The organism is Pseudomonas frederiksbergensis (assembly GCF_017114915.1).
GTDB lineage: Bacteria > Pseudomonadota > Gammaproteobacteria > Pseudomonadales > Pseudomonadaceae > Aquipseudomonas > Aquipseudomonas frederiksbergensis_I.
Map to the genome: position 1 here is coordinate 20,647 of NZ_JAAUOE010000030.1, position 22,698 is coordinate 43,344.

The window sequence follows — 22,698 nt, forward strand, 5'->3', positions numbered from 1 at the left end:
GCGGTCATTGCGCAACAGCCTGAGCTAATCTCTTACCTGATTCACCGTGAGGGTTGATCCATGAGCGCTCAACTGAACCACACCATCGTCTGGTGCCGTGACAAACAGGTCTCGGCCCGCTACCTGACCGACCTCCTCGGCCTGCCCGATCCCGAGCCGTTCGGGCCGATGCTGGTGGTCAAGTTCGATAACGGGGTGTCACTGGATTACTACAACAACGACCCGCCTATCGCGTCCCAACACTATGCATTTCTGATCGGCGATGACGACTTCGATGCGGCGTTCGCTCGTCTGCAAGCGCTCAAGCAGCCCTGGTGGGCCGATCCGGGCAAGCAACGACCCAACGAGATCAATGATTACGCCGGTGGCCGGCGGGTATATTTCGATGACCCCGACGGGCATCTGCTGGAGATTTTTACTCGGGAAGCGGTATAGGATCAGAACGCCAGTTTGTAACCGATCAGCACCAGCATCGTCGCCAGGCACGGACGCAGCAGTTCGTCGGAGATGCGCCCGGTCAAATGGCTGCCCAAGTAAATCCCTGGCAGCGAGCCGACCAGCAAGTAGCCCAACACCTGCCAATCCATGTTACCCATGCTCGCGTGGCCCAGGCCGGCGACCAGGGTCAGGGGCACCGCGTGGGCGATTTCGGTACCGACCAGACGGCGGGTGGGCAACAGTGGGTACAGAATGAACAACGCGACGGTGCCCAGGGCACCAGCGCCGATGGAAGTCAGGGCCACCATGGTGCCAAGGACCAGACCGGTGATCACGGTCAGTACATTCAACCGGGAGCCGCTGGGGTTGTAGTGGCCGCCCGCCCGTTTGTGGGCGAAATCGAGCAAGCGTTTCTTGAAGAAAATCGCCAGCGCCGTGGCGAACAGTACAAAGCCCAGTGCCTGTTTGATGACGGCGTTCATCGCGTCGGGCGAGGTCTGCAAAGTGCTCAGGAACCACAACGTCAGGGCCACCGCCGGCACACTGCCGAGGGTCAGCCAACCGGTGATCGCCCAGTCGATGTTCTTGTTCTTGCGATGAACCAGCACACCGCTGGATTTGGTAATGGCCGCGTACAGCAAGTCCGTGCCCACCGCCGTGGCCGGGTTAACGCCGAACCACAACAGGATCGGCGTCATCAACGAACCGCCCCCGACGCCGGTCATGCCGACGATAAAGCCGACCACCAGACCTGCTACGACCAACCCGAAATTACCGAAATCCATTAATACGCCCAGAAATTCGTAGTAAACAAACCGGTCAGCAGCATAGCGATTTTTCTTATAACCACATATATCGATGCGGTCTATCGTTATGCCAATTCACCGATCTGGAACAGCGTTCCTCCCCCTCCATGCCAGCTCCCACAAAAACTCACTCCCACAGGGATTGGGTTCATTGCTCGAATTACTGCACCGGCAAGAAATTCAAAAACAGCAGACTCTGGGCGTAGTTGAGGCCGATCCGCCGGTAGCGTTCGTCGAGCATCTGGGTCAGCAGGTCCAGCCGCGCGACGATTTTGCCGAACTCCACGGCAAAACTCAGGTTGCTGCCCTCCTCCGAAATTTCGTTGGAAAACAGCAATGGCTCGCCTTGCCTGTTTTGCCGCTGGCTCAAGATCCAGGTGGCTTTTTCGATGTTGCGCGCGGCATTACTGACGAAAGTCGGGTTGAGCGCATCCGTCATGTAGAACTCCAGCCGATTGCCATGGGCCGTCACCAGCATGCTGCCGATGGCATAGATGAACGCGCCGACCCGGTCGCCGAGAAACTCCGGGCTCATGGCGAAGCTCAGCGCAGCGAGGTCTTTTTTGCCGCCAAGGGTGGGCAGCGGCTGTTGCTGCTCGATGGCCATGCGCACTTGTTTTTCTGCGGTGCCGACATCGAGGAAGCCGGATTTTTTCAACTCGTCCGGGTTGCGCAGGTAGAGCTTGTTCATCAGCAGGTAAAGGCTTTCAAGGTTATCGCGCATCGTCAGGGTCGCCATGCGGTCGACGCTGGTCTGGAGGAGTTCCTGGGGTTTGCCATTGCGAAACTGGCTGACGATGTCGTTTCCCGGCTGATGGCTGCACCCACTGGCGAAGAGCATCGACAGACTGATCAGTAGCAAGCAATGACGGCGAATGTGCAGGGTAAGACAGGGTAAAACTCGAGCCATGGGTTCTTGAACTTGGGCATGGGCCGGCAGTGGGGATCGCCGCAGGCTGGCCAAGGATAGAACCGTGAAAGCTGAGAAAGTGCGGTGCCGGTGGTCAGTAAGCGCTGGTAACCGTGAAAGCAACTTCGTATTAGTCATACTTTTTAATTGCGGCATTCAAAAAACAAGCTATAAATCCTTCCTTGATCGCGTTGAAACACGATCATTAGTATGACTACTTCTTAAAAACAACAAAAAGGAAGGTCAACCATGCTTCAATCCCGACACCTGCTCTCCGGCCTCGGACTGTCCCTGATGATCACCACCCTCTCCGCTCACGCCACTGGCTTGTCCAGCGAACAAAAAGCCTTCGGCAAAACCAATGACGGCACGCCCGTCGAGCAATACATTTTGCGCAACAGCCATGGTCTGCAGGCCACAGTCATTACCTATGGCGGGATTCTTCAATCCCTGAAGGTGCCGGACAAAAACGGCAAGCTCGATGATGTGGTGCTCGGCTTCGATGACGTGCAGGGTTATCAAAGCGGCACCGCGTTCTTCGGCGCGACCATCGGCCGCTTCGGCAATCGCCTGGCCAACGGCGCCTTCGAGCTGGATGGCAAGCGCTTTCAGATACCGCTCAACGACGGCAGCAATTCGCTGCATGGCGGGGCTCAAGGTTTCGATAAGCGTGTGTGGAAAGCCGAACCGAGCAAGGGCAAGGATTCGGTAGGCGTGACGCTGACGTACCTGTCGGCGGACGGTGAAATGGGCTTTCCCGGCAACCTGAAAACCGAGGTCACCTACAGCCTCACCGAGAACAATGAGCTGCGCATCGACTACAAGGCCAGCACCGATAAACCCACGGTGTTGAACCTGACCAACCACAGTTATTTCAACCTGGCCGGCGCGGGCAACGGCGATGTGCTGAAGCAGCTGGCGACCTTGCACGCCGCCCATTACACACCGGTCACCGGCAAACTGATCCCCACCGGGGAACTGGCCGCGGTCACCGGCACGCCCATGGACTTCACCCAACCGACCGCTATCGGTCAACACATCAAGGCCGATCACCCGCAATTGAAATTCGCCGAGCCTAAACAAGGTGGTTTCGACTTCAACTGGGTGCTGGACGCCAAGGGTGATCTGGGCAAACTCGCCGCCGACGTCAGCGATCCGCAATCCGGCCGTCGCTTGCAGCTCTACACCACCGAGCCCGGCGTGCAGTTCTACACCAGCAACTTCCTCGACGGCACGGTCAAGGGCAAGGCGGGCAAGATTTACCCGCACTGGGGCGCGTTCACCCTGGAAACCCAGCACTATCCGGACTCGCCGAACCAGCCGGCCTTCCCGTCCACGCGGCTGGATCCGGGCAAGACCTATGCCCAGACCACGGTGTTCAGGTTCTCCGCCCGGTAGATAAAAAAGATCGCAGCCCTGCAACGCCTACAGGGTGTACGCCGAACCGATGCAGGAGCTACCGCAGGCTGCGATCTTTCGACCTTGCCAGACGGAACCACCCTGCTATTTTGCTGCCAACTGTAGTATCGATCGGACTTCGACAAGGAGGATTCATGCGTACTCTTGAGCTGGCCGGCAGCCCTGTGCCGGTCATCGGCCAAGGAACCTGGCGCATGGGAGAGGAGCGCTCCCGACACACCAAGGAAGTTGCAGCACTGCGTTTGGGTATCGAGCTGGGCATGACCCTGATCGACACCGCTGAGATGTACGCTGAAGGGGGCGCCGAAGAGGTGGTGGGTGAAGCCATCGCAGGCAGGCGTGACCAGGTTTTTCTGGTCAGCAAGGTCTACCCCTTCAACGCCAGCCGCAAAGGCATCCCCCAGGCTTGCGAACGCAGCCTGCGGCGGCTGAATACCGATTACATCGATCTCTATCTGTTGCACTGGCGTGGCGAGTATCCTCTTGAGGAAACCGTCGAAGCCTTCGAACGCCTGCGTGAAGACGGCAAGATCGGTCGCTGGGGCGTGTCCAACTTCGACCTGGACGACCTGGATGAACTGGCCTCACCGGCCTGCGCCACCAATCAAGTGCTGTATAACCTGGAAGAACGCGGCATCGAATTCGATCTGCTGCCCTGGAGCCAACACCAACGCATGCCGGTGATGGCCTACTGTCCGATCGGCCAGGGCGGGCACCTGCTGGTCAATCCCACGCTCAAGCAGATTGCCGCCCGTCACGAGGCGACTCCGGCGCAAGTAGCGCTGGCATGGATTCTGCGTCAGAGCGGCGTGATCGCCATCCCCAAAGCGGTCCGCCCCGAGCATGTGCAGCTCAACGCACAAGCGGCGCAATTAAGCCTGGATGCTGGAGATCTGGAGGCGCTGGACCAAGCGTTTCACGCGCCACAACGCAAGCAGCGGTTGGCCATGGTCTGAGCCACCGCGGTTCTGTCAGAGGGCATCGGCATGAGAAGTACCGATCAGCTCGACTCCTTCAATTTGCCACGCTTCATTCAAGCGCAGGATCCTGTGTTCGAGTGGGTTCAGGAGGAACTGCGCGCCGGGCAGAAGCGCCGGCACTGGATGTGGTTCATCTTTCCGCAGTTTGCCGGGTTGGGTGACAGCGAAATGTCCCGCTACTTCGCCATTCGCTCAAGCGAAGAAGCCACGGCTTATCTGGATCATCCGATATTGGGTCCCCGCTTGCGCACTTGCACGCAATTGGTGCTGGATGTTCCTCAACGCTCGATCGCCAGGATCTTCGGTCACCCCGACAACCTCAAGTTTCACTCATCGATGACGCTGTTCGCCCAGGTTTCGCCAAAAGGCAGCCTGTTCCATCAGGCGCTGGATCAGTACTTTCACGGCATACCGGATGACTGGACGCTGTCGCTGCTGGACTCAAAACAGGCCCAGTTGCCCACCCATCAGCGTTGAGAAATCGTCATCCACGAACGGCAGGATCGCATCCGCCACCGGTTGCAGCTGCCGGGTGACGTAATGGTCGTAGTCGATGGGCGCGCTGCGCACTTCCAGCGGCTCGGGGCCGGCGACCGTGATCACGTAACTGATCCAGCCACCGTTGTGATATTGCCGCGGGCGCCCTTGCCGGTCGTTGTAATCGTCGGCGATGCGCGCAGCCCGCACATGGGGCGGAACGTTGCGTTGATAGTCATCGAGGGGGCGACGCAGGCGTTTGCGGTAGATCAGGCGTTCGTCGAACTCACCGGCCAAGGTCCTGCGCACATAGTCACGAACGTAATCCTGATAGGGCTTGCGATTGAAGATGCGCAGGTACAGCTCCTGCTGGAATTGCCGGGCCAGCGGCGACCAGTCGGTGCGCACGGTTTCCAGGCCTTTGTAGACCATTTCGTCGGTACCGTCGGCGCGGGTGACCAACCCGGCATAGCGCTTCTTGCTGCCCTCCTCGGCGCCGCGAATGGTCGGCATCAGAAAGCGTTTGTAGTGGGTTTCGAACTGCAACTCCAAGGCACTTTCCAGCCCGTACTCCTGTTTCACATGCTCGCGCCACCACTGGTTGACATGATCCACCAGCGCGTGGCCGATCTGCGCCGCTTCGGCCTGACCGTGGGGGCGGCGCAGCCAGACGAAAGTCGAATCGGTGTCGCCATAGATCACCGTGTGGCCCTGCGCTTCGATCAACTGGCGGGTGCGCCACATGATCTCGTGACCGCGCAAGGTAATGGACGAGGCCAACCGGGTATCGAAAAAGCGGCAACCGCTGGAACCGAGCACGCCGTAGAACGCATTCATGATGATCTTCAGGGCCTGGGACAACGGAGCGTTGTGTTCTCGCTTGGCGGTTTCGCGGCCTTCGGCGACCCGGGCGATGATGGCCGGCAGGCAATGCCGGGTTCTCGAGAAACGTGCACCGCGAAAGCCCGGCACCGACTCGCTGTCGTCGGGATGCCTGAGCCCTTCGATCAAGCCCACTGGGTCGATCAGGAAGGTGCGGATGATCGACGGATAGAGGCTTTTGTAGTCGAGCACCAACACCGATTCGTACAGCCCCGGCTGCGAGTCCATGACAAAACCGCCGGGGCTGGCCTCTGGCGGTTTATTGCCGAGGTTCGGCGCGACGAAGCCCTGACGGTGCATCAACGGCATGTACAGGTGAGTGAAGGCCGCCACCGAGCCGCCACTGCGGTCCGCCGGCAAACCAGTGACGCTGGCGCGTTCGAGCAGGAAGGTCAGCAACTCGGTCTTGGCGAAGATCCGCGTCACCAGTTCGCAGTCCTTGAGGTTGTAGGTGGCCAGGGCCGGCTTGTCCTCGGCGAACATGCGATTGATTTCGTCCATGCGCTGGTACGGGTTGTCGATGGACTTGCCTTCGCCCAACAGGGTTTGCGCGACGTTTTCCAGGCTGAACGACGGGAAGCTCCAGGTCGCCGACCGCAGCGACTCGATGCCGTCGATGATCAAGCGGCCAGCGGCCGAGGCGAAGTAATGATTGCCGCTGCCGTGCTCGCGCCATTGCATTTCTTCGCCGCCACGCCCCAGCTTCAGCGGCACCGCCAGGCGGCGAGCATGTTCGTGCAATACGCGCAGGTCGAACTGCACGACGTTCCAGCCGATGATCGCGTCAGGGTCGTGGCGGGCGAACCATTCATTGAGTTTTTTCAGCAGCAGGGTTCGCGAGTCGCAGTATTCGAGCTGGAAATCCACCCCGCTGTCATCGCCATTGGGCGGCCCGAGCATGTACACCTGACGCTCGCCGCAGCCTTCCAGAGCGATGGAATACAACTCGCCCTGAGCGGTGGTTTCGATGTCCAGCGAGACCAGTCGCAGGTTTGGCCGGTAGCCGGGAGCGGGTTTCATTTGTGCGTCGAGCAGCAGGCCGTCGGCACCGGGCGTGCCGCCGAACAAAACCGGCGCGGTGATGAATCGCTCCATCATGTAGCGTTCCGGCGGGCGGATGTCGGCTTCGAACACCTCGACACCTGATTTGCGCAGCGCGGTTTCCAGGCGCATCAACTGGCCGTGCTGCTGGCAATACAGGCCGAGCACCGGGCGGTGCTCGAAATCCACGAGGGCCAACGGCCGCAGCTCGACGTTTTTCTCGCCACGCAACACTGTTTCGGCTTGCTCGCGCATGGCCTGTGGAATGAACGCGACTGACGGTTGATGCGGCAGGCGTATTCGCCGGGGGCCGGCATCGGTCGCCAGCCAGAACTCGACTTCCGTGCCGGCCGGGGTGTCGCGCCAATGCCGGGTCAGGACGAAACCCTGCTGTAAATCCACCACTGCAACCTCAACGATTTGATTCAGGTGATAATTCTACGCGTGATCGTCGGTCAAGACGCAGAACCTGTAGGAGCGAGGCTTGCCCGCGAAGAACGATGACGCGTAATACCTGAAAAACCGCGGCGCATTCTTCGCGGGCAAGCCTCGCTCCTACAGGCATCAGGGGCGGGCTTTTACAAAGAAAAATCGCTGAATGACGCTTTTTGCGCGGTATGTGCCGCTTTCTCCCTTGCTCTGTGAGCGTGTCTCTACGATTCTTCAAGAACAACGACAAACCCGAGAAACCACCATGAAAACCGTCGCCCAACTGCTCAAGCTAAAGGCCCAACAAAATCAGGCAGTCCATACCATTGCGCCTCATCAAATGGTGCTGGAAGCGCTGATGGTGATGGCCACGAAAAACGTTGGCGCGTTACCGGTCCTGAAGGATGGCGCGGTCGTCGGCATCATCAGTGAGCGGGACTATGCGCGCAAACTGGTGCTCAAGGGGCGCTCCTCCGTCGGCACACCGGTCAGCGACATCATGGTGGCGCCGGTGATCACCGTGGACACCCATCAAACCGTCGAAACCTGCATGAGCATCATGTCCGACAAACGCCTGCGGCACTTGCCGGTGGTGGAAAACGGCGAGTTGATAGGTTTGCTGTCGATCGGCGACCTGGTCAAGGAAGCCATCGCTGAACAGGCTGAACTGATTCGGCAGCTGGAGCAGTACATCCGCGGCGAGTGATCTTGTGGCGAGGGGGCTTGCCCCCGTTCGGCTGCGAAGCAGTCGCAAAGCTTTTGGGGCCGCTTCGCGACCCAACGGGGGCAAGCCCCCTCGCCACAACAAAAGCTCTCTTGCCACAAACGCCCCCCGCATTTGTTTGGCGGTGTTCCTATGGCCAATGCCGCGAGAAGACCGGCGCCAATGCGGGGTGCCGGTCGAAGCGTTCGAGCCAGGCGAAGAACCCCGGCCGTGCAACCCGCAAGTGCTCCCGGGTACCCGCCCACCGCGTCACCACTGCTGCCAGAATGTCCAGCGCGCCCGGCTTTCCATCACCCAGATACAACTTGCCGGCAAACTGATCGGCAAACACCTCCCAATGCCAATGCAGGCGCTGGCGGGCACCGGCCCTGAGGTTTTTGCGGGACGCCTCGTCCGCCTCGTCCAGCCAGCGCTCGGGGTAATCGATGAGACCGATGGCGGCATAGCAATTGCTGACGATGTACACCAGCCCATGAATCACCTGATCGCGCTTGATCGGGTTTTCCGGCAGCAGGTTCGACTCGGGGAATGTGAGCCCCAGATGAATCAGGATCGCCGCACTCTCAGCGAGAACGCCGCCATCGGGCAGTTGCAGAGTGGGAACCTGCTTGAGCGGGTTGAGCTTCTCCAACGCATGCGCAGCCTCCGGGGACGCTGAAACGTCGATGAAGCGATAAGGAACCTCGCATAGTTCCAGCGCGGCCTCGATGGCGGCCGCCCCCGAATTCTGATGCCCGTAGAGCTGGTACATGACTAAATCTCCTCTGCGACTCTCTCTTTGTAGCAGCTATCGAAGATTGTGCGCTCATGCCTCATGATCCGGGCCTTTTTTAGCCATTTTCCGGCTCGGTTACCTCCCTGCCCGCTTCATGCAGCGCTGATAACGCTCATCGACCCGCTTGGCGAACCACGCCGTGGTGAGTTTGCGGGTGATTTTCGGGCTTTGCAGCACGATCCCCGGCAACACTGCGCGGGGTAACGGCCGGCCTTCGGCCTGCTCGGCCAACGCGAAGACCCGCCGATAGAGCCGGGTGTCCTCGAATTCGAGGCCATTGCCCTCTTCCAATTGATCGCGAATGGTCGGGTTGCGCATGTCCAATTGCTTGCCGAGGGTGCGCACCGCCAGTTCCGTGGTGCCGGGCATGATCGAACCGTAGCGCACCAGATCGCCATCTAGCGCCAGCGGGATACCCGTCGCACGACTGACCGCGTTCTGAAACGCCGCATTGCGGCTGGCGTACCAACCGGCGTTGAAATCGGCGAAGCGATACAGCGGCTGCTCGTAGCTCACCGGATAACCAAGCAAGTGGGCAATACCGAAGTACATACCGCCGCGACGGGTGAACACTTCGCGGCGAATCGAGCCGTTCACCGGGTAGGGATAATCCCGCGCCTGCTGCTCGGCAAAGTCGATGCTGACCTGCATCGGCCCGCCGGTGTGCACCGGGTTGAACCCGTCGAACAAAGTCCGGCCCATGGGCACCATGCCGATGAAGTCATCGAAAATCGCGCTGAGTTCTTTTTCGCTGCGCGCGGCATTGAGCCGGTCGCTGTAGCTTTTGCCATTGGGTGAACTCACCTGCAAGGCACCGCTGACCAACAGGCCGGGGATGTGGGCCTTATCGGCGCGACGGTCGATCTCGTCCCGGGCGATCTTGCCCAGGCCTGGCACCGACGGATCAGCCTGAAACGTCGACTCCTGTTCAGTGACCGCGAGTACCGAACACAGGTTTTGCGTGGTCGGGGAAATTTTTTGTGCGGCAAACGCCGCGTAGATGTCCGTGGCCCAGCCCTGACGGTCGACCGTCCTGGCCGGCAGCAGGCGCACGATCTCGGCCTTGACCTCGGCGGGCTTGCGGGGCTGTGGCTCCTGAGTGCGCTGGGTGCCGCAACCGGCCAGTACCAACAGCGCGGCCACGCTCATGATCAATCGATTGGCTTGCATGGTGCTCCATCAAATCCGTTGAGCCGGGTTAACCATACGATCAATGGCATGGCGCAGGCTATGACTGTCGCGGCCTCTCACTGTTCCGTAGCAGCCGGCGTTTTCCCGTTGAGCAGTCGGCCCACGGGTGCACCCGGGTTGAACCATACTTGATCCACATACCGAGGAGGACAACCTCATGAACCGTAGCGACGTGCTGATCATCGGCGCCGGCCCGACCGGGCTGGTCCTGGCGCTGTGGCTGAGCAAACTGGGGGTTCGGGTGCGGATTATCGACAAGACCTCGGCCCCCGGCACGACCTCACGTGCGTTGGCCGTGCAGGCTCGTACGCTGGAACTGTATCGCCAGCTCGACCTCAGCCACGCGGTGGTGCAAAACGGCCATCGAGTGTGCGCAGCCAATTTCTGGGTCAAGGGCGAACCGGTCGCACGCCTGCCGCTAAGCACCATAGGCGAAGGTCTGACGCCCTATGCGTTTCTGGAAATCTATCCGCAAGACGAGCACGAACAGCTGCTGATCGAACGCCTGGAGACCTTCGGTATTACGGTGGAGCGCAACACCGAACTGCAGAGCTTCGAAGAAACCGGCGACGGCATCACGGCGACGCTGCGCTTGCCCGATGGCCAACAGGAAACCTGCCAGGCCTGCTACCTCGCAGGCTGCGACGGCGCCCGGTCGATTGTGCGCAAAACCCTGGACACCGGATTTCCCGGCGGCACCTACCAGCAGATTTTCTACGTGGCGGATGTGCAGGCCCGTGGCCCTACGTTCAACGGTGAACTGCATGTGGACCTCGACGAAGCCGACTTCCTTGCCATTTTCCCCTTGTCCAACGAAGGTCGCGCCCGACTGATCGGCACGGTTCGCGACGAGCGTGCCGACCGCGCCGAAACCCTTCGGTTTGAAGATGTCAGCCACCGGGCCATCGAGAACTTAAAACTACAGATCGATCAGGTGAACTGGTTCTCGACTTACCGCGTGCATCACCGGGTGGCGGATCACTTTCGCACCGGGCGCGCGTTTTTATTGGGTGACGCCGCCCATGTCCATAGCCCGGCGGGGGGCCAGGGCATGAACACCGGGATTGGCGATGCGATCAATCTGGCCTGGAAACTCGCGGCGGTGCTGCACGGCGGCGCCACGCCCAAACTGCTCGACAGCTATGAAACCGAACGCATCGCCTTTGCCCGACGCCTGGTGGCCACCACTGATCGGGTCTTCAGTTTCGTCACCGCCGACGGGCCGATTGCCGACGTGATGCGCACTCGCATAGCCCCCTTTCTGATCCCGAAAATGATCTCGTTGGAGGCCGCCCGGGAATTCCTGTTTCGCACGGTGTCCCAGACCACCCTCAACTATCGCGGCATGCCGTTGAGCGAGGGCGTTGCCGGCCATGTTCACGGCGGTGATCGCCTGCCCTGGGCCCACGACGGTGAAGGGGACAATTTCGAATCGCTGAAGTACCCGACCTGGCAAGTGCATGTGTATGGCGACACCAGCGACGAGATGATCAATTGGTGCAGCGATCATCACTTGCCATTGCAGGTGTTCGACTGGCGACCGGTGTTTGAAACAGCGGGGCTGGCGCGCAACGGGTTTTACCTGCTGCGGCCGGATACCTATGTAGCGATCGCCGACTACAGCGCCGATCCGAAGGTGATCGAGCGGTATTTCCGGGATCATGGGATACGGCCTTACATCAGCTGAACCTGTAGGAGCGAGCTTGCTCGCGAAGGCGGTGTGTCAGTCGATATTTACGGTGACTGAGACACCGCTTTCGCGAGCAAGCTCGCTCCTACAAGTTAAATCCTCGGTTTTCCCCTTACCTCCGGGCCGCGATTCAAAGCGGCTGTCTGGGGATTTCCAGCCCGCGAATCACCGCCGGCCTTGCCAGGAAACGCTCCAGCACGCGGGTGACGTTCGGGAAATTCTGGATGCCGACCAGATCGCCGGCCTCGTAGAAGCCGATCAGGTTGCGCACCCACGGAAAAGTCGCGATGTCGGCGATGGTGTAGCGCTCGCCCATGATCCAGTCGCGTCCTTGCAGGCGGCCCTCGAGGACGTTGAGCAAGCGCTTGCTTTCGTCGACGTAGCGATCACGAGGGCGCTTGTCTTCGTAGTCCTTGCCGGCGAATTTGTTGAAGAAACCGAGCTGGCCGAACATTGGCCCGATACCGCCCATCTGAAACATCAGCCACTGAAGAGTCTCGTAACGCGCCGCCGATTCCTGGGCCAGCAGTTGCCCGCTCTTGTCGGCGAGGTAAATCAGAATCGCCCCGGACTCGAACAGCGCCAGCGGTTGGTCCCCCGGACCGTGGGGGTCGAGAATCGCCGGGATCTTGTTGTTGGGGTTCAGCGACAGAAATTCGGGGGATAGCTGATCGTTGGTGTCAAAGCCCACGCGATGCGGCTCGTAGGGCAGCCCAATCTCTTCGAGCATGATCGAAACCTTGACGCCATTGGGCGTTGGCAAGGAATAGAGCTGGATCCACTCCGGGTACTGGGCCGGCCATTTTCGGGTGATGGGGAATGCAGACAAGTCGGTCATAAGGGGCATCCGGTACTAAAGAAAGGGTTGAGCATAATCCAGGATCGCCGACAGGCGGTTGTGATCTTTTCATCGGCACCGCTGGCTTACTTAAATCCGCAACATCCTGTCGATATCCTTTGCCCCAATCCGTTCAAGGTTACCGCTAAAGTGCTGGGCGCCTCGATCAGATCGAAGCCTGGATCGAACCAAAAGGGCTTCAGAGGACTCTGAGCAATGCCCTGCAGGAAACTGGACCGGGTCAACGACATGGAAAATACCCAATGCCGGGGGGCTCGTGGTGTCAAGGTTTGTCAGCCTTAACCGAATGCGCTGAAGAAGACCTATTCGATGATGAATCCATTGAAATTCGCCAAACGCTTCAAACATCGCGCCTATGTCTTCCTGCCCTCCCTGCTGGCGGTCAGCGCGTTGTTTTTGTCGCTGGAGTCCAGTGAAAGCCGCGCCCAACCAGCTGACGGCACCCAGACGCTGGTGTTTTTACGCCATGCGGAAAAACCGGCCGGCGGTCTGGGTCAGCTCAATTGTCAGGGGCTCAACCGCGCCATCGACCTGGCCACCTTGCTGCCGGAAAAATTCGGCAAGGCCAACTACGTGTTTGCCGCCAACCCGACGCGTAATGTCGAGGAAGGTGAATTGGATAATTCCTACAGTTACATCCGCCCCCTGATGACCATCAGCCCCAGCGCGATCAAGCTCGGTTTGCCGGTGAACATCAACTTCTCGGCCAACGACACCAGCGATCTGGCGGACGAACTGCTTCACGACAAGTATCACAACTCGGTCATCTATACCGCCTGGTCCCACGGCTACCTGCCTGAGCTGATCAACAAGGTCGCCGGAGAAGCCGTCGGCAAGAAACAGAACATCACCGATGACTGGGCATCCAGCGACTACGACTCGCTGTACGTACTCACCCTGACCTGGCACAACGGCAAGGCCAGCTTGCAGAGCCACAGCTACAAGCAAGGGCTGGATAACGGTCGGGAGACCTGTCCGACGTAAGTGGTCGGGCACCTGCCCGGGCCCATCGCGAGCCTGCTCGCGATGGGCCGGCAAAAACAACATTACCCTGGCTGATGACCACGCGCTCGCAGGTACTCGAGCACCGCCCCCTGCTCCCCGGAAAATTCGATCCGCGCGCCCTTCTTTTCCCGCTGAAACGCATACATCGGGTCGTAATACTCGCGCAGCAAGCCTTCGATCCAGCCCCGGTGCAAGTCCACGGCACCGCTGCCCGCCTGTTCCGCCAGCGCGTCTTGCATCAAGGTCAGCATCCGCCGATGACGCTCACCGCCCAAGCGTTTCTGGACGTTGTTCAGGCTCGCCAACATCCGCTCGGAAAACAGCCTGAAGCCTTCATCGCCATACACCTCGATGAACTCGGCGCATAAATCCACCACGTAATCGCGCAGGATCCGCTCGACCCGCCCTTGCAGGCTGTCTTCCAGCCAGACCATCGGAAACTGCTGCATGCCCTGATACAGCGGCAATGGCAGTGCGCAGCTGCCGATCGCGCGGCTCTCGTCTTCGAGCACAAACTGCTCGATACCGCCGGCACGTTTTTTCAGCACGTCCACAGCCAGGCGGTTTTCAAAGTCGATGTTGGAGGGTTGCCCCGTAGCGCGTTTGCCGAAGCTGGAGCCGCGATGATGGGCGTGACCTTCAAGGTCCAGGGCGTTGCTCAATTGCATGAGCACCTCGGTCTTGCCGGTGCCGGTCATGCCGCCGAGCAAAACGAAATCGCACTGGGTAACGGCCTGGTCGAGCGTGTCGAGCAAGAACGTGCGCATGGCCTTGTAGCCGCCACCGACCCGCGGATAGTCGATGCCCGCTTCGTCCTTGAGCCACTGCTGGGTGATCTGCGAACGCAGCCCGCCGCGAAAACAATACAAATAACCATCCGGATGCGCCCGGGCAAACTCGGCCCAGGCCTGGATACGCTCGGCCTTGATCTCGCCGGCCACCAATTGATGCCCCAGCGTGATGGCCGCTTGCTGACCCTGTTGCTTGTAGCACGTGCCGATTCGTTGCCGCTCGTGGTCATTCATCAGCGGCAGGTTGACCACACCGGGGAATGAGCCCTTGAGGAATTCGATCGGCGCGCGCACATCCATCATCGGTCGGTCGTTGAGGAAGATGTCACGGTAATCGGTGAAGTCTCTGGACATCAAACCACCTCAACCGCGTGGGTCTGTCGCTCGACCAGCTCGCCGATCGGCTCAAGGGCCAGACCGAGTTCGGCCGCCACCGCCAGGAATACTTCGTTGCCTTCGGGCGTGACCGCGATCAACAGACCGCCGCTGGTCTGCGGGTCGCAGAGCACACGCTTGTGCAATTCCTGAAGCCGGCCGACCTTGCTGGCGTAGCTGTCGAAATTGCGCAGCGTGCCGCCGGGCACGCAGCCCTGATCGAGGTAATACTCGACACCCGGCAGGCGCGGCACACGGTCATAGCCGATGCGGGCGGTCACGTTGCTGCCGTCGGCCATTTCCACCAAGTGCCCGAGCAGGCCGAAACCGGTGACGTCGGTCATCGCGGTTACGCCGTCGAGTTTGCCGAAACGGCTGCCGGGTTTGTTCAGGGTACACATCCAGTCGCGGGCCAGGCCGATGTCGGCATGGCGCAACTTGCCCTTCTTCTCGGCGGTGGTGAGGATGCCGATGCCCAAGGGTTTGGTGAGGTACAGCAGGCATCCGGCGGTGGCGGTGTCGTTGCGCTTCATGTGGCGCTTTTCCACCAGCCCGGTCACGGCCAGACCGAAAATCGGCTCAGGTGCGTCGATGGAATGCCCGCCGGCCAACGGGATTCCCGCTTCATCGCAGACCGAGCGCCCGCCGCGAATCACTTCCCGGGCTATCTCCGGCGCCAGCACATTGACCGGCCAGCCGAGAATCGCAATCGCCATCAACGGATCGCCGCCCATGGCGTAAATGTCACTGATGGCGTTGGTGGCGGCGATACGGCCGAAATCGAACGGGTCGTCGACGATCGGCATAAAGAAGTCAGTGGTCGAGACCACGCCGCGTTCTTCATCGATGGCATACACCGCCGCGTCATCGCGCGAGGCGTTGCCGACCCAAAGTTTCGGGTCCAGGTTCTGCGCCCCGCTGCCGGCCAGAATCACCTCCAGTACCTGGGGCGAAATCTTGCAGCCGCAACCTGCGCCGTGGCTGTATTGGGTCAGACGAATCGGCTCGCTCATGGAATGCACCTTGTGAAGTCAATGGCGAGGATTCTACAGCAACCCTATTTGGCAGGAGCCGCAATAAACGATCCATTGTGGTGCGCTCCTCCACCCTGCCTTCTTTCCCCCGAATTCCATTCCTATTTCCACTTCTCGAAATCCTTGACCGAAAGGACAGCAAAACCGCCAATTCCTCCTGTTTTTCAGCGTATTGAGAAAACTGGTACAGCTTGTGCAAACGTTTGCGAGTCGCCGATACCGACCTGTTCACCACTTAAACCGCACAAGCCCGCATCACCGGGCCTTGGATCCGCACGAAAAGGGACTTTTAATGCATTGCACCTCCAGTCGCGTGACTCGCTCACGCATGTTTGCTGTTTCCTTGCTGCTGGCCAGCGTTACAGGACTACTCAGCAGCCACGTTTTGGCCCAACCGGCCACCGCCGAAGAATCCGCCCAGGGCGAAGCCCTCAGCCCCGAAGCCAACCCGCCGAAAAAAGGCGCGTACCTGTCGGACTGGTTCAACCAGGACCTGACCGTCATCGGCAGCAAGGACATCAGTTTCGGCCCGCAACCGGCCGACGACATCTACCTGGAATACGAGTACTTCGGCCGCAAGGGGCCGTTCGAGTTGTACGGCTACATCGACATTCCGAAGATCTTCGACATCGGCAACAGCCATGACAAAGGCGTGTGGGACCACGGCTCACCGGTGTTCATGGAGCACGAACCGCGCATCTCCATCGACTACCTGGCCGGCCGCAGCCTGGCCGTGGGGCCATTCAAGGAATGGTACGTGGCGTTCGACTGGATCTACGACCATGGCAGTAACAGTGCCAACCGCGCCAACACGCTGTACAGCGGCCTCGGCACCGACATCGACACCCATTCGCGGGTCAACCTGTCGGCCAACTTCTACGGCCGCTACCAGTGGGAAAACTACGGCGCCAGCAACGAGTATTCGTGGGACGGCTATCGCGCCCAGCTCAAATACATCGTGCCCATCAGCAGTTTCGGCAACGGCGCTTCGTTGACCTATATCGGCTTCACCAACTTCGACTTCGGCTCCGACCTGCACAAGGACAACCCCGCCCGCACCGCCAACGCCACCGTGGCCACCAACGTGTTGCTCTACGCCTTCACCCACTTGCGTTTCACCCTGGTCGGCCGTTACTTCCACAACGGCGGCAACTGGGACGATGGCAGCGAGTTGAACTTCGGCGACGGCGACTTCCGCGCCCGTTCCAACGGCTGGGGTTACTACGCCGGTGTTGGCTATCAGTTTTAAGGCTCATTTGAATCAGGAGGTTTTATGAAAGCAATGACGCGTCTTTCCCTGTCTGTCGGTTTTGCGGTAAGCACCCTGCTCTCTTCCTCTGCCGGGGCGGTAGAAGCACCGATCCAGCCGAAAGTGATGCTGATCACCATGTTCGCCCCCGAGGCCCAGCACTGGATCGATCGCCTGGAACTCAAGCAAGACGTCCGAGTACCGGGCCTGTCCGCCGAGTACCCGAACATTCGCTGCAACACCGAACAGGTGTGCCTGATGGTCACCGGCATGGGCCAGACCAATGCAGCGGCTTCGACCCTGGCCCTGGCGCTGTCGCCAAAATTCGACTTGCGCAAAAGTTACTTCCTGATCGCCGGAATTGCCGGCATCAGCCCGAAACACGGCACCATCGGCACCACCGCGTGGGCGCATTACCTGGTGGAATTCGGCACCCAGTGGGAACTGGACTCCCGGGACGCGCCGAAAGACTGGCCAACCGGTTACCTGGGCATCAACACCAAAGGCCCGAACGAAAAACCGCCGCTGGATTACAAGACCGAAGTGTTCGAGCTCAATCCGAAGCTGCAGGCCAAGGCCTTCGCCCTGAGTCATAAAGTCGAACTGAGCGAGAGCAAGGAATCGGCGGTGTGGCGCTTGAAGTACCCATCGGCCCCGGCCAATCAGCCGCCGGTGGTGACCCAGTGCGACACGTTGGCGGGCAATACCTGGTTTTCCGGGACGCGCTTGAGTGAACGGGCGGAAGTCTGGACAAAATTGCTGACCAACAACGAAGGCGTCTACTGCACCACTCAGCAGGAAGACAACTCCACCTACGAGGCACTGCTGCGGGCCAGTCGCGAAGGTCTGGTGGATGTCCGGCGTTTGGCGGTGGTGCGCGCCGGCTCGGATTTCGACCGACCGGCGCCGGGCCAGAGCGAGGTGGATAACCTGCTCAAATACGCCGATCAGGGCGGTTTTGTGCCGGCACTGGAGAACCTGTACCGCACGGGGAATCCGTTGGTGCAGGACATTTTGAAGCATTGGTCGACTTGGGAGAAAGGTGTGCCTGAAGCTTGAGTTCGGCTTGAGACCGCTTTCGCGGGCAAGCCTCGCTCCTACGGGTCCGTGCTGATTTCGAAATCGACACCAACCCTGTGAGCCAGGCTTGCCCGCGAAGCGCTTTACGGCAACAAAATCACCTTGTCACCGCTGCCCTGATTCACCTCGGCATACCGCTCCAGCCCCTCGGCCAACGGCGATTCAAACAACCCTTCCGGCAACGGCAACAGGTCCTGATCGAAAAACCTGCCGAATTGCTCAAGCATCGCGGCACACGCCTGAACCCCGTACAGCAACGAATTGATCCCCACCACCGAACCGCCCTTGCGATACAGCGCCAGGGCTGGCAATTGCACATGCCCATCGGCCGGCGCGGCGATGATTGCGATGCGGCCGAACGCGGCCAGCGCCGGGACCGAGGCCGGTAGCCAGAAACCGGTGGTGTCGAAGATCACGTCGGCGCCGCCGGTATATACGGCGTTGACCTGTGCCCCCAATTCTTCGGGCTTATCCAGTTGCAGCGTCTGATAGCCCTGGGCCTGTAAATCCTTGACCTGCTCCGGCCGCCGCGCCGCCGCCAGCACCTGGGCGCCCCGGACTTTGGCCAGCGCCAACGCCGCGCCGCCCACCGCCCCGCCGCCGATCACCAACAACCGCGTTCCGGTGGTGACAAGGCTGCGTTCCAGGGCATCCCAGGCCGTGGTGTACGGCACGCCAAGGCTGGCGGCCTGGGCAAAACTCAGGTGCGTCGGCTTCAACGCCACGCCATTGGCCGGCAGTTTGACGAATTGTGCGTGGGAACCGTCGGCAAAGAAGCCCAGCTCCCGGCCGGTGCCCCAGACTTCCTGGCCAATCAGCGCCTGTGGGCCTTCAACGACGATGCCAGCGAAATCACGACCGGGAACCCGCGCTAATGTGGTGTAGGGAAAGCGCCCCAGTACGTTTTTCACATCGCTGGGATTGAGGCCCGCGGCCTTGATCTGGACCAGCACTTCGTCAGCGCCGGGAACGGGGGTGGGCACCTCAACGTAGCGCAGGGCCGAGAGGTCGCCGGTTTTGTCGAATTGCAGTGCTTTCATGGGCATTTTCACCAAATGGATAAGAGGTTTCAGGAGATCCAGCCCGCCACCAGTTGCCGACCCAAGGGCCACAACTGTTCACCGGCAAGCATGCCCAGCAGGCCCACCAGCGCGATGGCCGGCGGTGCGGGGGAACGAAAATCCAGCGCGCCATAGAGCAGGCCGACGCCCAGACCGATACCCAACGAGATAAGGTAATTCATGACAGACTCCGTGGCATAAGGGGGTATGCGCAGAGTCTAGAGAGAGGTTGCCACGGACATCGGCCAAGTACTTCTGAATGTCGGCCAAAGCGCTTTTTACGCAGCTTCGCCCCGTTGCTGGCTCACGCAAAACTGCGAAGGTGCGACGCCCAGTTCCCGGCGGAACATGTCGCTGAAGCTGCTCGGCGAATAACCCAGCGCCCGGGCAATCGCGCTCACCGGCACACCCTGAATCAATTCGGCCGCCGCGGTCGCCAGTTGCACCTGTCGCCGCCACTCAGCGAAGCCCATGCCTAAACCGTCCTTGAACAACCGCGCCAGGGTGCGCACGCTGGCACCGGCATTTTCGGCGTATTGCTCGAAGGAAATGTCCAGCGACGGTGCGGCCATGACCGCCTGGCACAGGTTCATCAGCCGCCGATCGGAATCGTCCGGCAGCGGGATTTTCAGCGTTGAACGCCGGGCGCGCTTGAGCTCCAGCAATGCCAGGCCAACCAGCGCGTCGTAGTAATCCGGGTCACCGTCGTCGCCCTGTTCCACCAGCCCGACGATCAGTTCGCGCAGCAAGCCGCCGACTTCAATCACTTGCACACTGTCGTCCAGCGTCGCCGCCAATGACGGTCGCAGGTAGATGTTGCGCATCTGCAAGTCAGAGACCACGCGAATCCCGTGCGGCACACCCGGCGGCAGCCAGACCGCCCGTTGCGGCGGCACCACCAGCGCTTCATGGGGCGTCTGGACCCACATCACGCCGCTCATCGCGTACAGCAACTGCCCCCACACATGCTCGTGAGGCTCGATATACAACCCACGCGGGTAAGTACGTGCCAGCGGTTGCACGGGCACATCGGTATCGCTCAAATCAGGCGGCGCGGCCTTGGCCATAGGCTAGGATCATTGGGGGGATGGAAAGGCTCCATGGTAGCGAGGCGTGCGGCCTGTCGCCAGTCACTGTAACCGACTGACAATCCGACTGAATTTTCTGCGCGCCCAACGATCCTTCTATTACAACAGGGAGGAATACAGGCTTTATGAGCAATGCAAAACTTTTCGTCATTGAATACACCCTTCATGGCAAGCCCAAGTCTTTCATCATCCGCCTGGACAAAATGGACAATGCAGAAGCTTGGCACTGGGCAAGTTGCGACGCCGGAGTCGGCCGGATCCCGCGCTTTGGCCGAGAACGGGTACAAAAAACCAGCAAACCGGTGGCGGAGAAATTCGGCGTCGAGAATGTGACCTGGCGACCGGCGAGTTGAACGAATCCCCTGTAGGAGCGGGCTTGCCCGCGAAGGCGGCGGTACAGTCAACATTGATGTTGCCTGACACACCGCCTTCGCGGGCAAGCCCGCTCCTACAGGTCAGTGAGCACACTTGCAGCCTTTGGTGGAGCATTCTTCGCCATGTTCGTGGTGCTTGGCGCAGGCTTCACAGCAATAGTGCTTGCCGTGACGCACGATGGGATGCTCACCCAGTTTGCATGAGCATTTGGGGCAGTCGCAGGTACCGTCGTTCATAAGTCTGACTCCATGGTTAGGGTCGTCCGGGTGCGACGGATGCGCACCGTAATACCAGTGTAGGAGTTGGAGTCAGCCCTGCCCCGTTCACCGCATCAAATGCGGAATTGCCCGACCAGTTGCCCCAGGCGCTGACCGAGATCGGCCAGGCTGCGCGAGGTTTGTGCACCGAGCTGGGTTTCGTCGGCGACGCTGTCCACCGCCACCGCGATCTGGTGCACGCTGCGGTTGATCTCTTCGGCCACGGCGGTTTGCTCTTCGGCGGCGCTGGCAATCTGCGCGTTCATCGAGTTGATGGTGCCAATCAGCTGCGCCATGGCGTCCAGCGACGCCCCGGCCTCGTTGGCCTGGGCCGAGGTGCCGTCACCGGCCTCGCTGGAGCGGCGCATGGACTCGACCGCCGATTGGGTGCCGGCCTGCAAGCGGTCGATCATGCCCTGGATTTCCTGGGTGCTGATTTGCGTGCGACTGGCCAGCGCCCGCACTTCGTCGGCGACCACCGCAAAACCACGCCCGGCCTCACCAGCGCGAGCTGCTTCAATGGCAGCGTTGAGCGCCAGCAGGTTGGTCTGTTCGGCAATCGAACGGATGACCCCGAGCACGCTGACAATCGACGACACGTCTTTCTGCAGGCTGTCGAGGGACACACCGCTGCTGCGAATGTCGTTCACCAACGCATGAATCTTCACGATGCTGCCGGCCACCACACGCTTGGCGGCCTGACCTTCTTCGTCAGTCTGCTGGGCCGCGACCGCTGCATTTTGCGCACTCCTGGCCACTTCCTGGGCTGCCGCCGACATTTGGTTGATCGCCGTGGCCACCTGATCGGTCTCGTGACGCTGGCGCTCCATGGCCTGATCCGAACGCTGGGCCTGATCGGACACCTGATTCACCAGCCCGGTCAGCTGCGAGGTCATTTCGGTGATCTGACGCACCAAACCGTGGATCTTGTCGACAAAGCGGTTGAACGAGCCGGCCAGTTCGCCGAGTTCATCCTGGCTGGTGATGGTCAGGCGCCGGGTCAGGTCGCCCTCGCCCGCGGCGATGTCGTCGAGGTTGGCTTTCATCAGGTTCAGCGGACGCAAAATGGTGTTGGCCAGCAACATCCCGGCCGCGGCGATCACCAGCAGCACCACCACGGCAATCCCGACAATGCTCAGCACCACGCCTTGCATGCGTTCCTGGACCTTGGCCTCGACCACCGCCACTTGAGCCTCGATGCCGTCGAGGTTGACCGAGGTACCGAATGCCATGTCCCACTTGGGCAGGTATTCGGTGTAGCCGAGCTTGGGCACCAGCACTTGGGTGTTACCGGGCATCGTCGAGCTGTATTGCAGGTAGTGGGTCCCGTCCTTGGCGACTTTCACCAGGTCGCGGTTAATGTAGACACCGTTCGGGTCGCGGTTGTCCTTGAAACTCTGGCCCACGCCTTCGGGGCTGTTGGCCTTGAACAGGCGCACGATGTTGGAGTCGTAGCCGAAGAAGTAGCCGTCCTTGCCGTAGGTGATGCTCGACAGCAATTTGACCACCTGGGCCCGCGCCGCATCATCGCCGGGGGCGGCCGCGTCGTAGAGCGGTTTGATGGTGGTCATGGCCACGGCAACGTAGCTTTGCAGGGTCGCCTTGGCCTCGCTGAGCAGGCGCTGGCGGGTTTGCTCCACCTCCTTGCTGGCCTGTTCTTGCAGAATGAACAGCGTGGTCAGGCTGATGACCAGCGCAAAGAGCAACACCGGGAGGACGGCAAGGGACAGGACTTTGGCCTTCAGACTCATGCGCATGACGT

General features: G+C 60.5%; 23 protein-coding genes and 1 pseudogene. 10 read left to right on the forward strand and 14 right to left on the reverse strand.

Annotated features, from left to right (window positions below; translation table 11 throughout):
• Window positions 1–60: 60 nt before the first annotated feature.
• On the forward strand, window positions 61–435 hold the full coding sequence (locus HCU66_RS19695; protein ID WP_205890046.1) for a VOC family protein: 375 nt from the start codon (window positions 61–63) through the stop codon (window positions 433–435).
• Window positions 436–437: 2 nt separating this feature from the next.
• Here HCU66_RS19695 and HCU66_RS19700 read toward each other — a convergent pair whose 3' ends face one another.
• On the reverse strand, window positions 438–1,223 hold the full coding sequence (locus HCU66_RS19700) for a sulfite exporter TauE/SafE family protein (protein WP_205890047.1): 786 nt from the start codon (window positions 1,221–1,223) through the stop codon (window positions 438–440).
• Between the two features lie 181 nt (window positions 1,224–1,404).
• A complete protein-coding gene (locus HCU66_RS19705; protein ID WP_205890048.1) occupies window positions 1,405–2,154 on the reverse strand; it encodes a hypothetical protein in 750 nt (249 codons plus the stop codon).
• 249 nt (window positions 2,155–2,403) lie between these two features.
• On the opposite strand from HCU66_RS19705, the gene HCU66_RS19710 reads away from it, so the two are divergent.
• The 3 genes from HCU66_RS19710 (at window position 2,404) to HCU66_RS19720 (ending at window position 5,030) form a co-directional block, all read left to right on the forward strand.
• A complete protein-coding gene (locus tag HCU66_RS19710; protein ID WP_205890049.1) occupies window positions 2,404–3,552 on the forward strand; it encodes an aldose epimerase family protein in 1,149 nt (382 codons plus the stop codon).
• A gap of 155 nt (window positions 3,553–3,707) precedes the next feature.
• Window positions 3,708–4,529, forward strand: a complete 822-nt coding sequence (locus HCU66_RS19715; RefSeq protein ID WP_205890050.1) for an aldo/keto reductase — start codon at window positions 3,708–3,710, stop codon at window positions 4,527–4,529.
• Between the two features lie 30 nt (window positions 4,530–4,559).
• Window positions 4,560–5,030: a DUF1810 domain-containing protein gene (locus HCU66_RS19720; protein WP_205890051.1), complete on the forward strand. Its 471-nt coding sequence runs from the start codon at window positions 4,560–4,562 to the stop codon at window positions 5,028–5,030.
• On the opposite strand, the gene HCU66_RS19725 is transcribed toward HCU66_RS19720, so the two are convergent.
• A complete protein-coding gene (locus tag HCU66_RS19725; protein ID WP_205890052.1) occupies window positions 4,995–7,355 on the reverse strand; it encodes a DNA polymerase II in 2,361 nt (786 codons plus the stop codon). The two genes, HCU66_RS19720 and HCU66_RS19725, sit on opposite strands and share 36 nt — an antisense overlap.
• A gap of 292 nt (window positions 7,356–7,647) precedes the next feature.
• Here HCU66_RS19725 and HCU66_RS19730 point away from each other — a divergent pair, with 292 nt between their 5' ends.
• Window positions 7,648–8,088, forward strand: a complete 441-nt coding sequence (locus HCU66_RS19730) for a CBS domain-containing protein (RefSeq protein ID WP_205890053.1) — start codon at window positions 7,648–7,650, stop codon at window positions 8,086–8,088.
• A gap of 148 nt (window positions 8,089–8,236) precedes the next feature.
• On the opposite strand, the gene HCU66_RS19735 is transcribed toward HCU66_RS19730, so the two are convergent.
• Both HCU66_RS19735 and HCU66_RS19740 read right to left on the reverse strand, forming a co-directional pair.
• The gene (locus tag HCU66_RS19735) at window positions 8,237–8,857 is read right to left on the reverse strand and encodes a glutathione S-transferase N-terminal domain-containing protein (RefSeq protein WP_205890054.1); all 621 of its coding nucleotides are present in this window, start codon (window positions 8,855–8,857) and stop codon (window positions 8,237–8,239) included.
• Window positions 8,858–8,956: 99 nt separating this feature from the next.
• The gene (locus HCU66_RS19740; protein ID WP_205890055.1) at window positions 8,957–10,051 is read right to left on the reverse strand and encodes a DUF1615 domain-containing protein; all 1,095 of its coding nucleotides are present in this window, start codon (window positions 10,049–10,051) and stop codon (window positions 8,957–8,959) included.
• Window positions 10,052–10,229: 178 nt separating this feature from the next.
• On the opposite strand from HCU66_RS19740, the gene HCU66_RS19745 reads away from it, so the two are divergent.
• On the forward strand, window positions 10,230–11,759 hold the full coding sequence (locus tag HCU66_RS19745; protein WP_205890056.1) for an FAD-dependent oxidoreductase: 1,530 nt from the start codon (window positions 10,230–10,232) through the stop codon (window positions 11,757–11,759).
• 133 nt (window positions 11,760–11,892) lie between these two features.
• Here the strand turns inward: HCU66_RS19745 and HCU66_RS19750 are convergent, their stop codons facing one another.
• A complete protein-coding gene (locus tag HCU66_RS19750) occupies window positions 11,893–12,600 on the reverse strand; it encodes a glutathione binding-like protein (RefSeq protein WP_205890057.1) in 708 nt (235 codons plus the stop codon).
• 330 nt (window positions 12,601–12,930) lie between these two features.
• On the opposite strand from HCU66_RS19750, the gene HCU66_RS19755 reads away from it, so the two are divergent.
• Complete coding sequence (locus HCU66_RS19755; RefSeq protein ID WP_205890059.1) at window positions 12,931–13,605, forward strand: histidine phosphatase family protein; 675 nt, start codon at window positions 12,931–12,933, stop codon at window positions 13,603–13,605.
• A 62-nt stretch (window positions 13,606–13,667) separates the two neighbouring features.
• On the opposite strand, the gene mnmH is transcribed toward HCU66_RS19755, so the two are convergent.
• Both mnmH and selD read right to left on the reverse strand, forming a co-directional pair.
• Window positions 13,668–14,771, reverse strand: coding sequence for a tRNA 2-selenouridine(34) synthase MnmH (gene mnmH / locus HCU66_RS19760; RefSeq protein WP_205890061.1), 1,104 nt, complete (start codon window positions 14,769–14,771; stop codon window positions 13,668–13,670).
• On the reverse strand, window positions 14,771–15,805 hold the full coding sequence (selD, locus tag HCU66_RS19765) for a selenide, water dikinase SelD (protein ID WP_205890063.1): 1,035 nt from the start codon (window positions 15,803–15,805) through the stop codon (window positions 14,771–14,773). The genes mnmH and selD overlap by 1 nt, the downstream gene beginning before the upstream one ends.
• A 313-nt stretch (window positions 15,806–16,118) precedes the next feature.
• On the opposite strand from selD, the gene HCU66_RS19770 reads away from it, so the two are divergent.
• The gene (locus tag HCU66_RS19770) at window positions 16,119–17,075 is read left to right on the forward strand and encodes a nucleoside-specific channel-forming protein Tsx (protein WP_205890065.1); all 957 of its coding nucleotides are present in this window, start codon (window positions 16,119–16,121) and stop codon (window positions 17,073–17,075) included.
• Window positions 17,076–17,099: 24 nt separating this feature from the next.
• Window positions 17,100–18,134 carry a purine-nucleoside phosphorylase gene (locus HCU66_RS19775; RefSeq protein ID WP_205890067.1) on the forward strand — a complete coding sequence of 345 codons (1,035 nt, stop codon included), beginning with the start codon at window positions 17,100–17,102 and terminating at the stop codon, window positions 18,132–18,134.
• Window positions 18,135–18,238: 104 nt separating this feature from the next.
• Here HCU66_RS19775 and HCU66_RS19780 read toward each other — a convergent pair whose 3' ends face one another.
• The 3 genes from HCU66_RS19780 to HCU66_RS19790 form a co-directional block, all read right to left on the reverse strand.
• Window positions 18,239–19,195, reverse strand: a complete 957-nt coding sequence (locus tag HCU66_RS19780; protein ID WP_205890069.1) for a quinone oxidoreductase family protein — start codon at window positions 19,193–19,195, stop codon at window positions 18,239–18,241.
• Window positions 19,196–19,224: 29 nt separating this feature from the next.
• Window positions 19,225–19,398, reverse strand: coding sequence for a DUF1427 family protein (locus HCU66_RS19785; protein ID WP_007933035.1), 174 nt, complete (start codon window positions 19,396–19,398; stop codon window positions 19,225–19,227).
• Window positions 19,399–19,494: 96 nt separating this feature from the next.
• On the reverse strand, window positions 19,495–20,283 hold the full coding sequence (locus tag HCU66_RS19790) for an AraC family transcriptional regulator (RefSeq protein ID WP_205890072.1): 789 nt from the start codon (window positions 20,281–20,283) through the stop codon (window positions 19,495–19,497).
• Between the two features lie 146 nt (window positions 20,284–20,429).
• On the opposite strand from HCU66_RS19790, the gene HCU66_RS19795 reads away from it, so the two are divergent.
• Complete coding sequence (locus tag HCU66_RS19795; RefSeq protein WP_205890074.1) at window positions 20,430–20,657, forward strand: DUF6555 family protein; 228 nt, start codon at window positions 20,430–20,432, stop codon at window positions 20,655–20,657.
• 102 nt (window positions 20,658–20,759) lie between these two features.
• Here the strand turns inward: HCU66_RS19795 and HCU66_RS19800 are convergent, their stop codons facing one another.
• The 3 genes and pseudogenes from HCU66_RS19800 to HCU66_RS27555 form a co-directional block, all read right to left on the reverse strand.
• Entirely contained in the window at window positions 20,760–20,915 is a 156-nt protein-coding gene (locus HCU66_RS19800) for a metallothionein (RefSeq protein WP_205890076.1), read from the reverse strand.
• A gap of 95 nt (window positions 20,916–21,010) precedes the next feature.
• A complete protein-coding gene (locus tag HCU66_RS27550; protein ID WP_420908064.1) occupies window positions 21,011–21,832 on the reverse strand; it encodes a methyl-accepting chemotaxis protein in 822 nt (273 codons plus the stop codon).
• Between the two features lie 36 nt (window positions 21,833–21,868).
• Window positions 21,869–22,693, reverse strand: a pseudogene (locus tag HCU66_RS27555) (cache domain-containing protein); the annotation flags it as partial.
• Window positions 22,694–22,698 lie beyond the last annotated feature (5 nt).

Coding starts and splice junctions, on each gene's coding strand:
- HCU66_RS19745 (WP_205890056.1), top strand. CDS start 10,230: ATGAACCGTAGCGACGTGCTGATCATCGGCGCCGGCCCGACCGGGCTG.
- HCU66_RS19730 (WP_205890053.1), top strand. CDS start 7,648: ATGAAAACCGTCGCCCAACTGCTCAAGCTAAAGGCCCAACAAAATCAG.
- HCU66_RS19775 (WP_205890067.1), top strand. CDS start 17,100: ATGAAAGCAATGACGCGTCTTTCCCTGTCTGTCGGTTTTGCGGTAAGC.
- selD (WP_205890063.1), bottom strand. CDS start 15,805: ATGAGCGAGCCGATTCGTCTGACCCAATACAGCCACGGCGCAGGTTGC.
- HCU66_RS19795 (WP_205890074.1), top strand. CDS start 20,430: ATGAGCAATGCAAAACTTTTCGTCATTGAATACACCCTTCATGGCAAG.
- HCU66_RS19785 (WP_007933035.1), bottom strand. CDS start 19,398: ATGAATTACCTTATCTCGTTGGGTATCGGTCTGGGCGTCGGCCTGCTC.
- HCU66_RS19740 (WP_205890055.1), bottom strand. CDS start 10,051: ATGCAAGCCAATCGATTGATCATGAGCGTGGCCGCGCTGTTGGTACTG.
- HCU66_RS19800 (WP_205890076.1), bottom strand. CDS start 20,915: ATGAACGACGGTACCTGCGACTGCCCCAAATGCTCATGCAAACTGGGT.
- HCU66_RS19780 (WP_205890069.1), bottom strand. CDS start 19,195: ATGAAAGCACTGCAATTCGACAAAACCGGCGACCTCTCGGCCCTGCGC.
- HCU66_RS19700 (WP_205890047.1), bottom strand. CDS start 1,223: ATGGATTTCGGTAATTTCGGGTTGGTCGTAGCAGGTCTGGTGGTCGGC.
- HCU66_RS19735 (WP_205890054.1), bottom strand. CDS start 8,857: ATGTACCAGCTCTACGGGCATCAGAATTCGGGGGCGGCCGCCATCGAG.
- HCU66_RS19695 (WP_205890046.1), top strand. CDS start 61: ATGAGCGCTCAACTGAACCACACCATCGTCTGGTGCCGTGACAAACAG.
- HCU66_RS19790 (WP_205890072.1), bottom strand. CDS start 20,283: ATGGCCAAGGCCGCGCCGCCTGATTTGAGCGATACCGATGTGCCCGTG.
- HCU66_RS27550 (WP_420908064.1), bottom strand. CDS start 21,832: ATGACCTCGCAGCTGACCGGGCTGGTGAATCAGGTGTCCGATCAGGCC.
- HCU66_RS19715 (WP_205890050.1), top strand. CDS start 3,708: ATGCGTACTCTTGAGCTGGCCGGCAGCCCTGTGCCGGTCATCGGCCAA.
- HCU66_RS19755 (WP_205890059.1), top strand. CDS start 12,931: ATGATGAATCCATTGAAATTCGCCAAACGCTTCAAACATCGCGCCTAT.
- HCU66_RS19720 (WP_205890051.1), top strand. CDS start 4,560: ATGAGAAGTACCGATCAGCTCGACTCCTTCAATTTGCCACGCTTCATT.
- HCU66_RS19770 (WP_205890065.1), top strand. CDS start 16,119: ATGCATTGCACCTCCAGTCGCGTGACTCGCTCACGCATGTTTGCTGTT.
- HCU66_RS19710 (WP_205890049.1), top strand. CDS start 2,404: ATGCTTCAATCCCGACACCTGCTCTCCGGCCTCGGACTGTCCCTGATG.
- HCU66_RS19705 (WP_205890048.1), bottom strand. CDS start 2,154: ATGGCTCGAGTTTTACCCTGTCTTACCCTGCACATTCGCCGTCATTGC.
- mnmH (WP_205890061.1), bottom strand. CDS start 14,771: ATGTCCAGAGACTTCACCGATTACCGTGACATCTTCCTCAACGACCGA.
- HCU66_RS19750 (WP_205890057.1), bottom strand. CDS start 12,600: ATGACCGACTTGTCTGCATTCCCCATCACCCGAAAATGGCCGGCCCAG.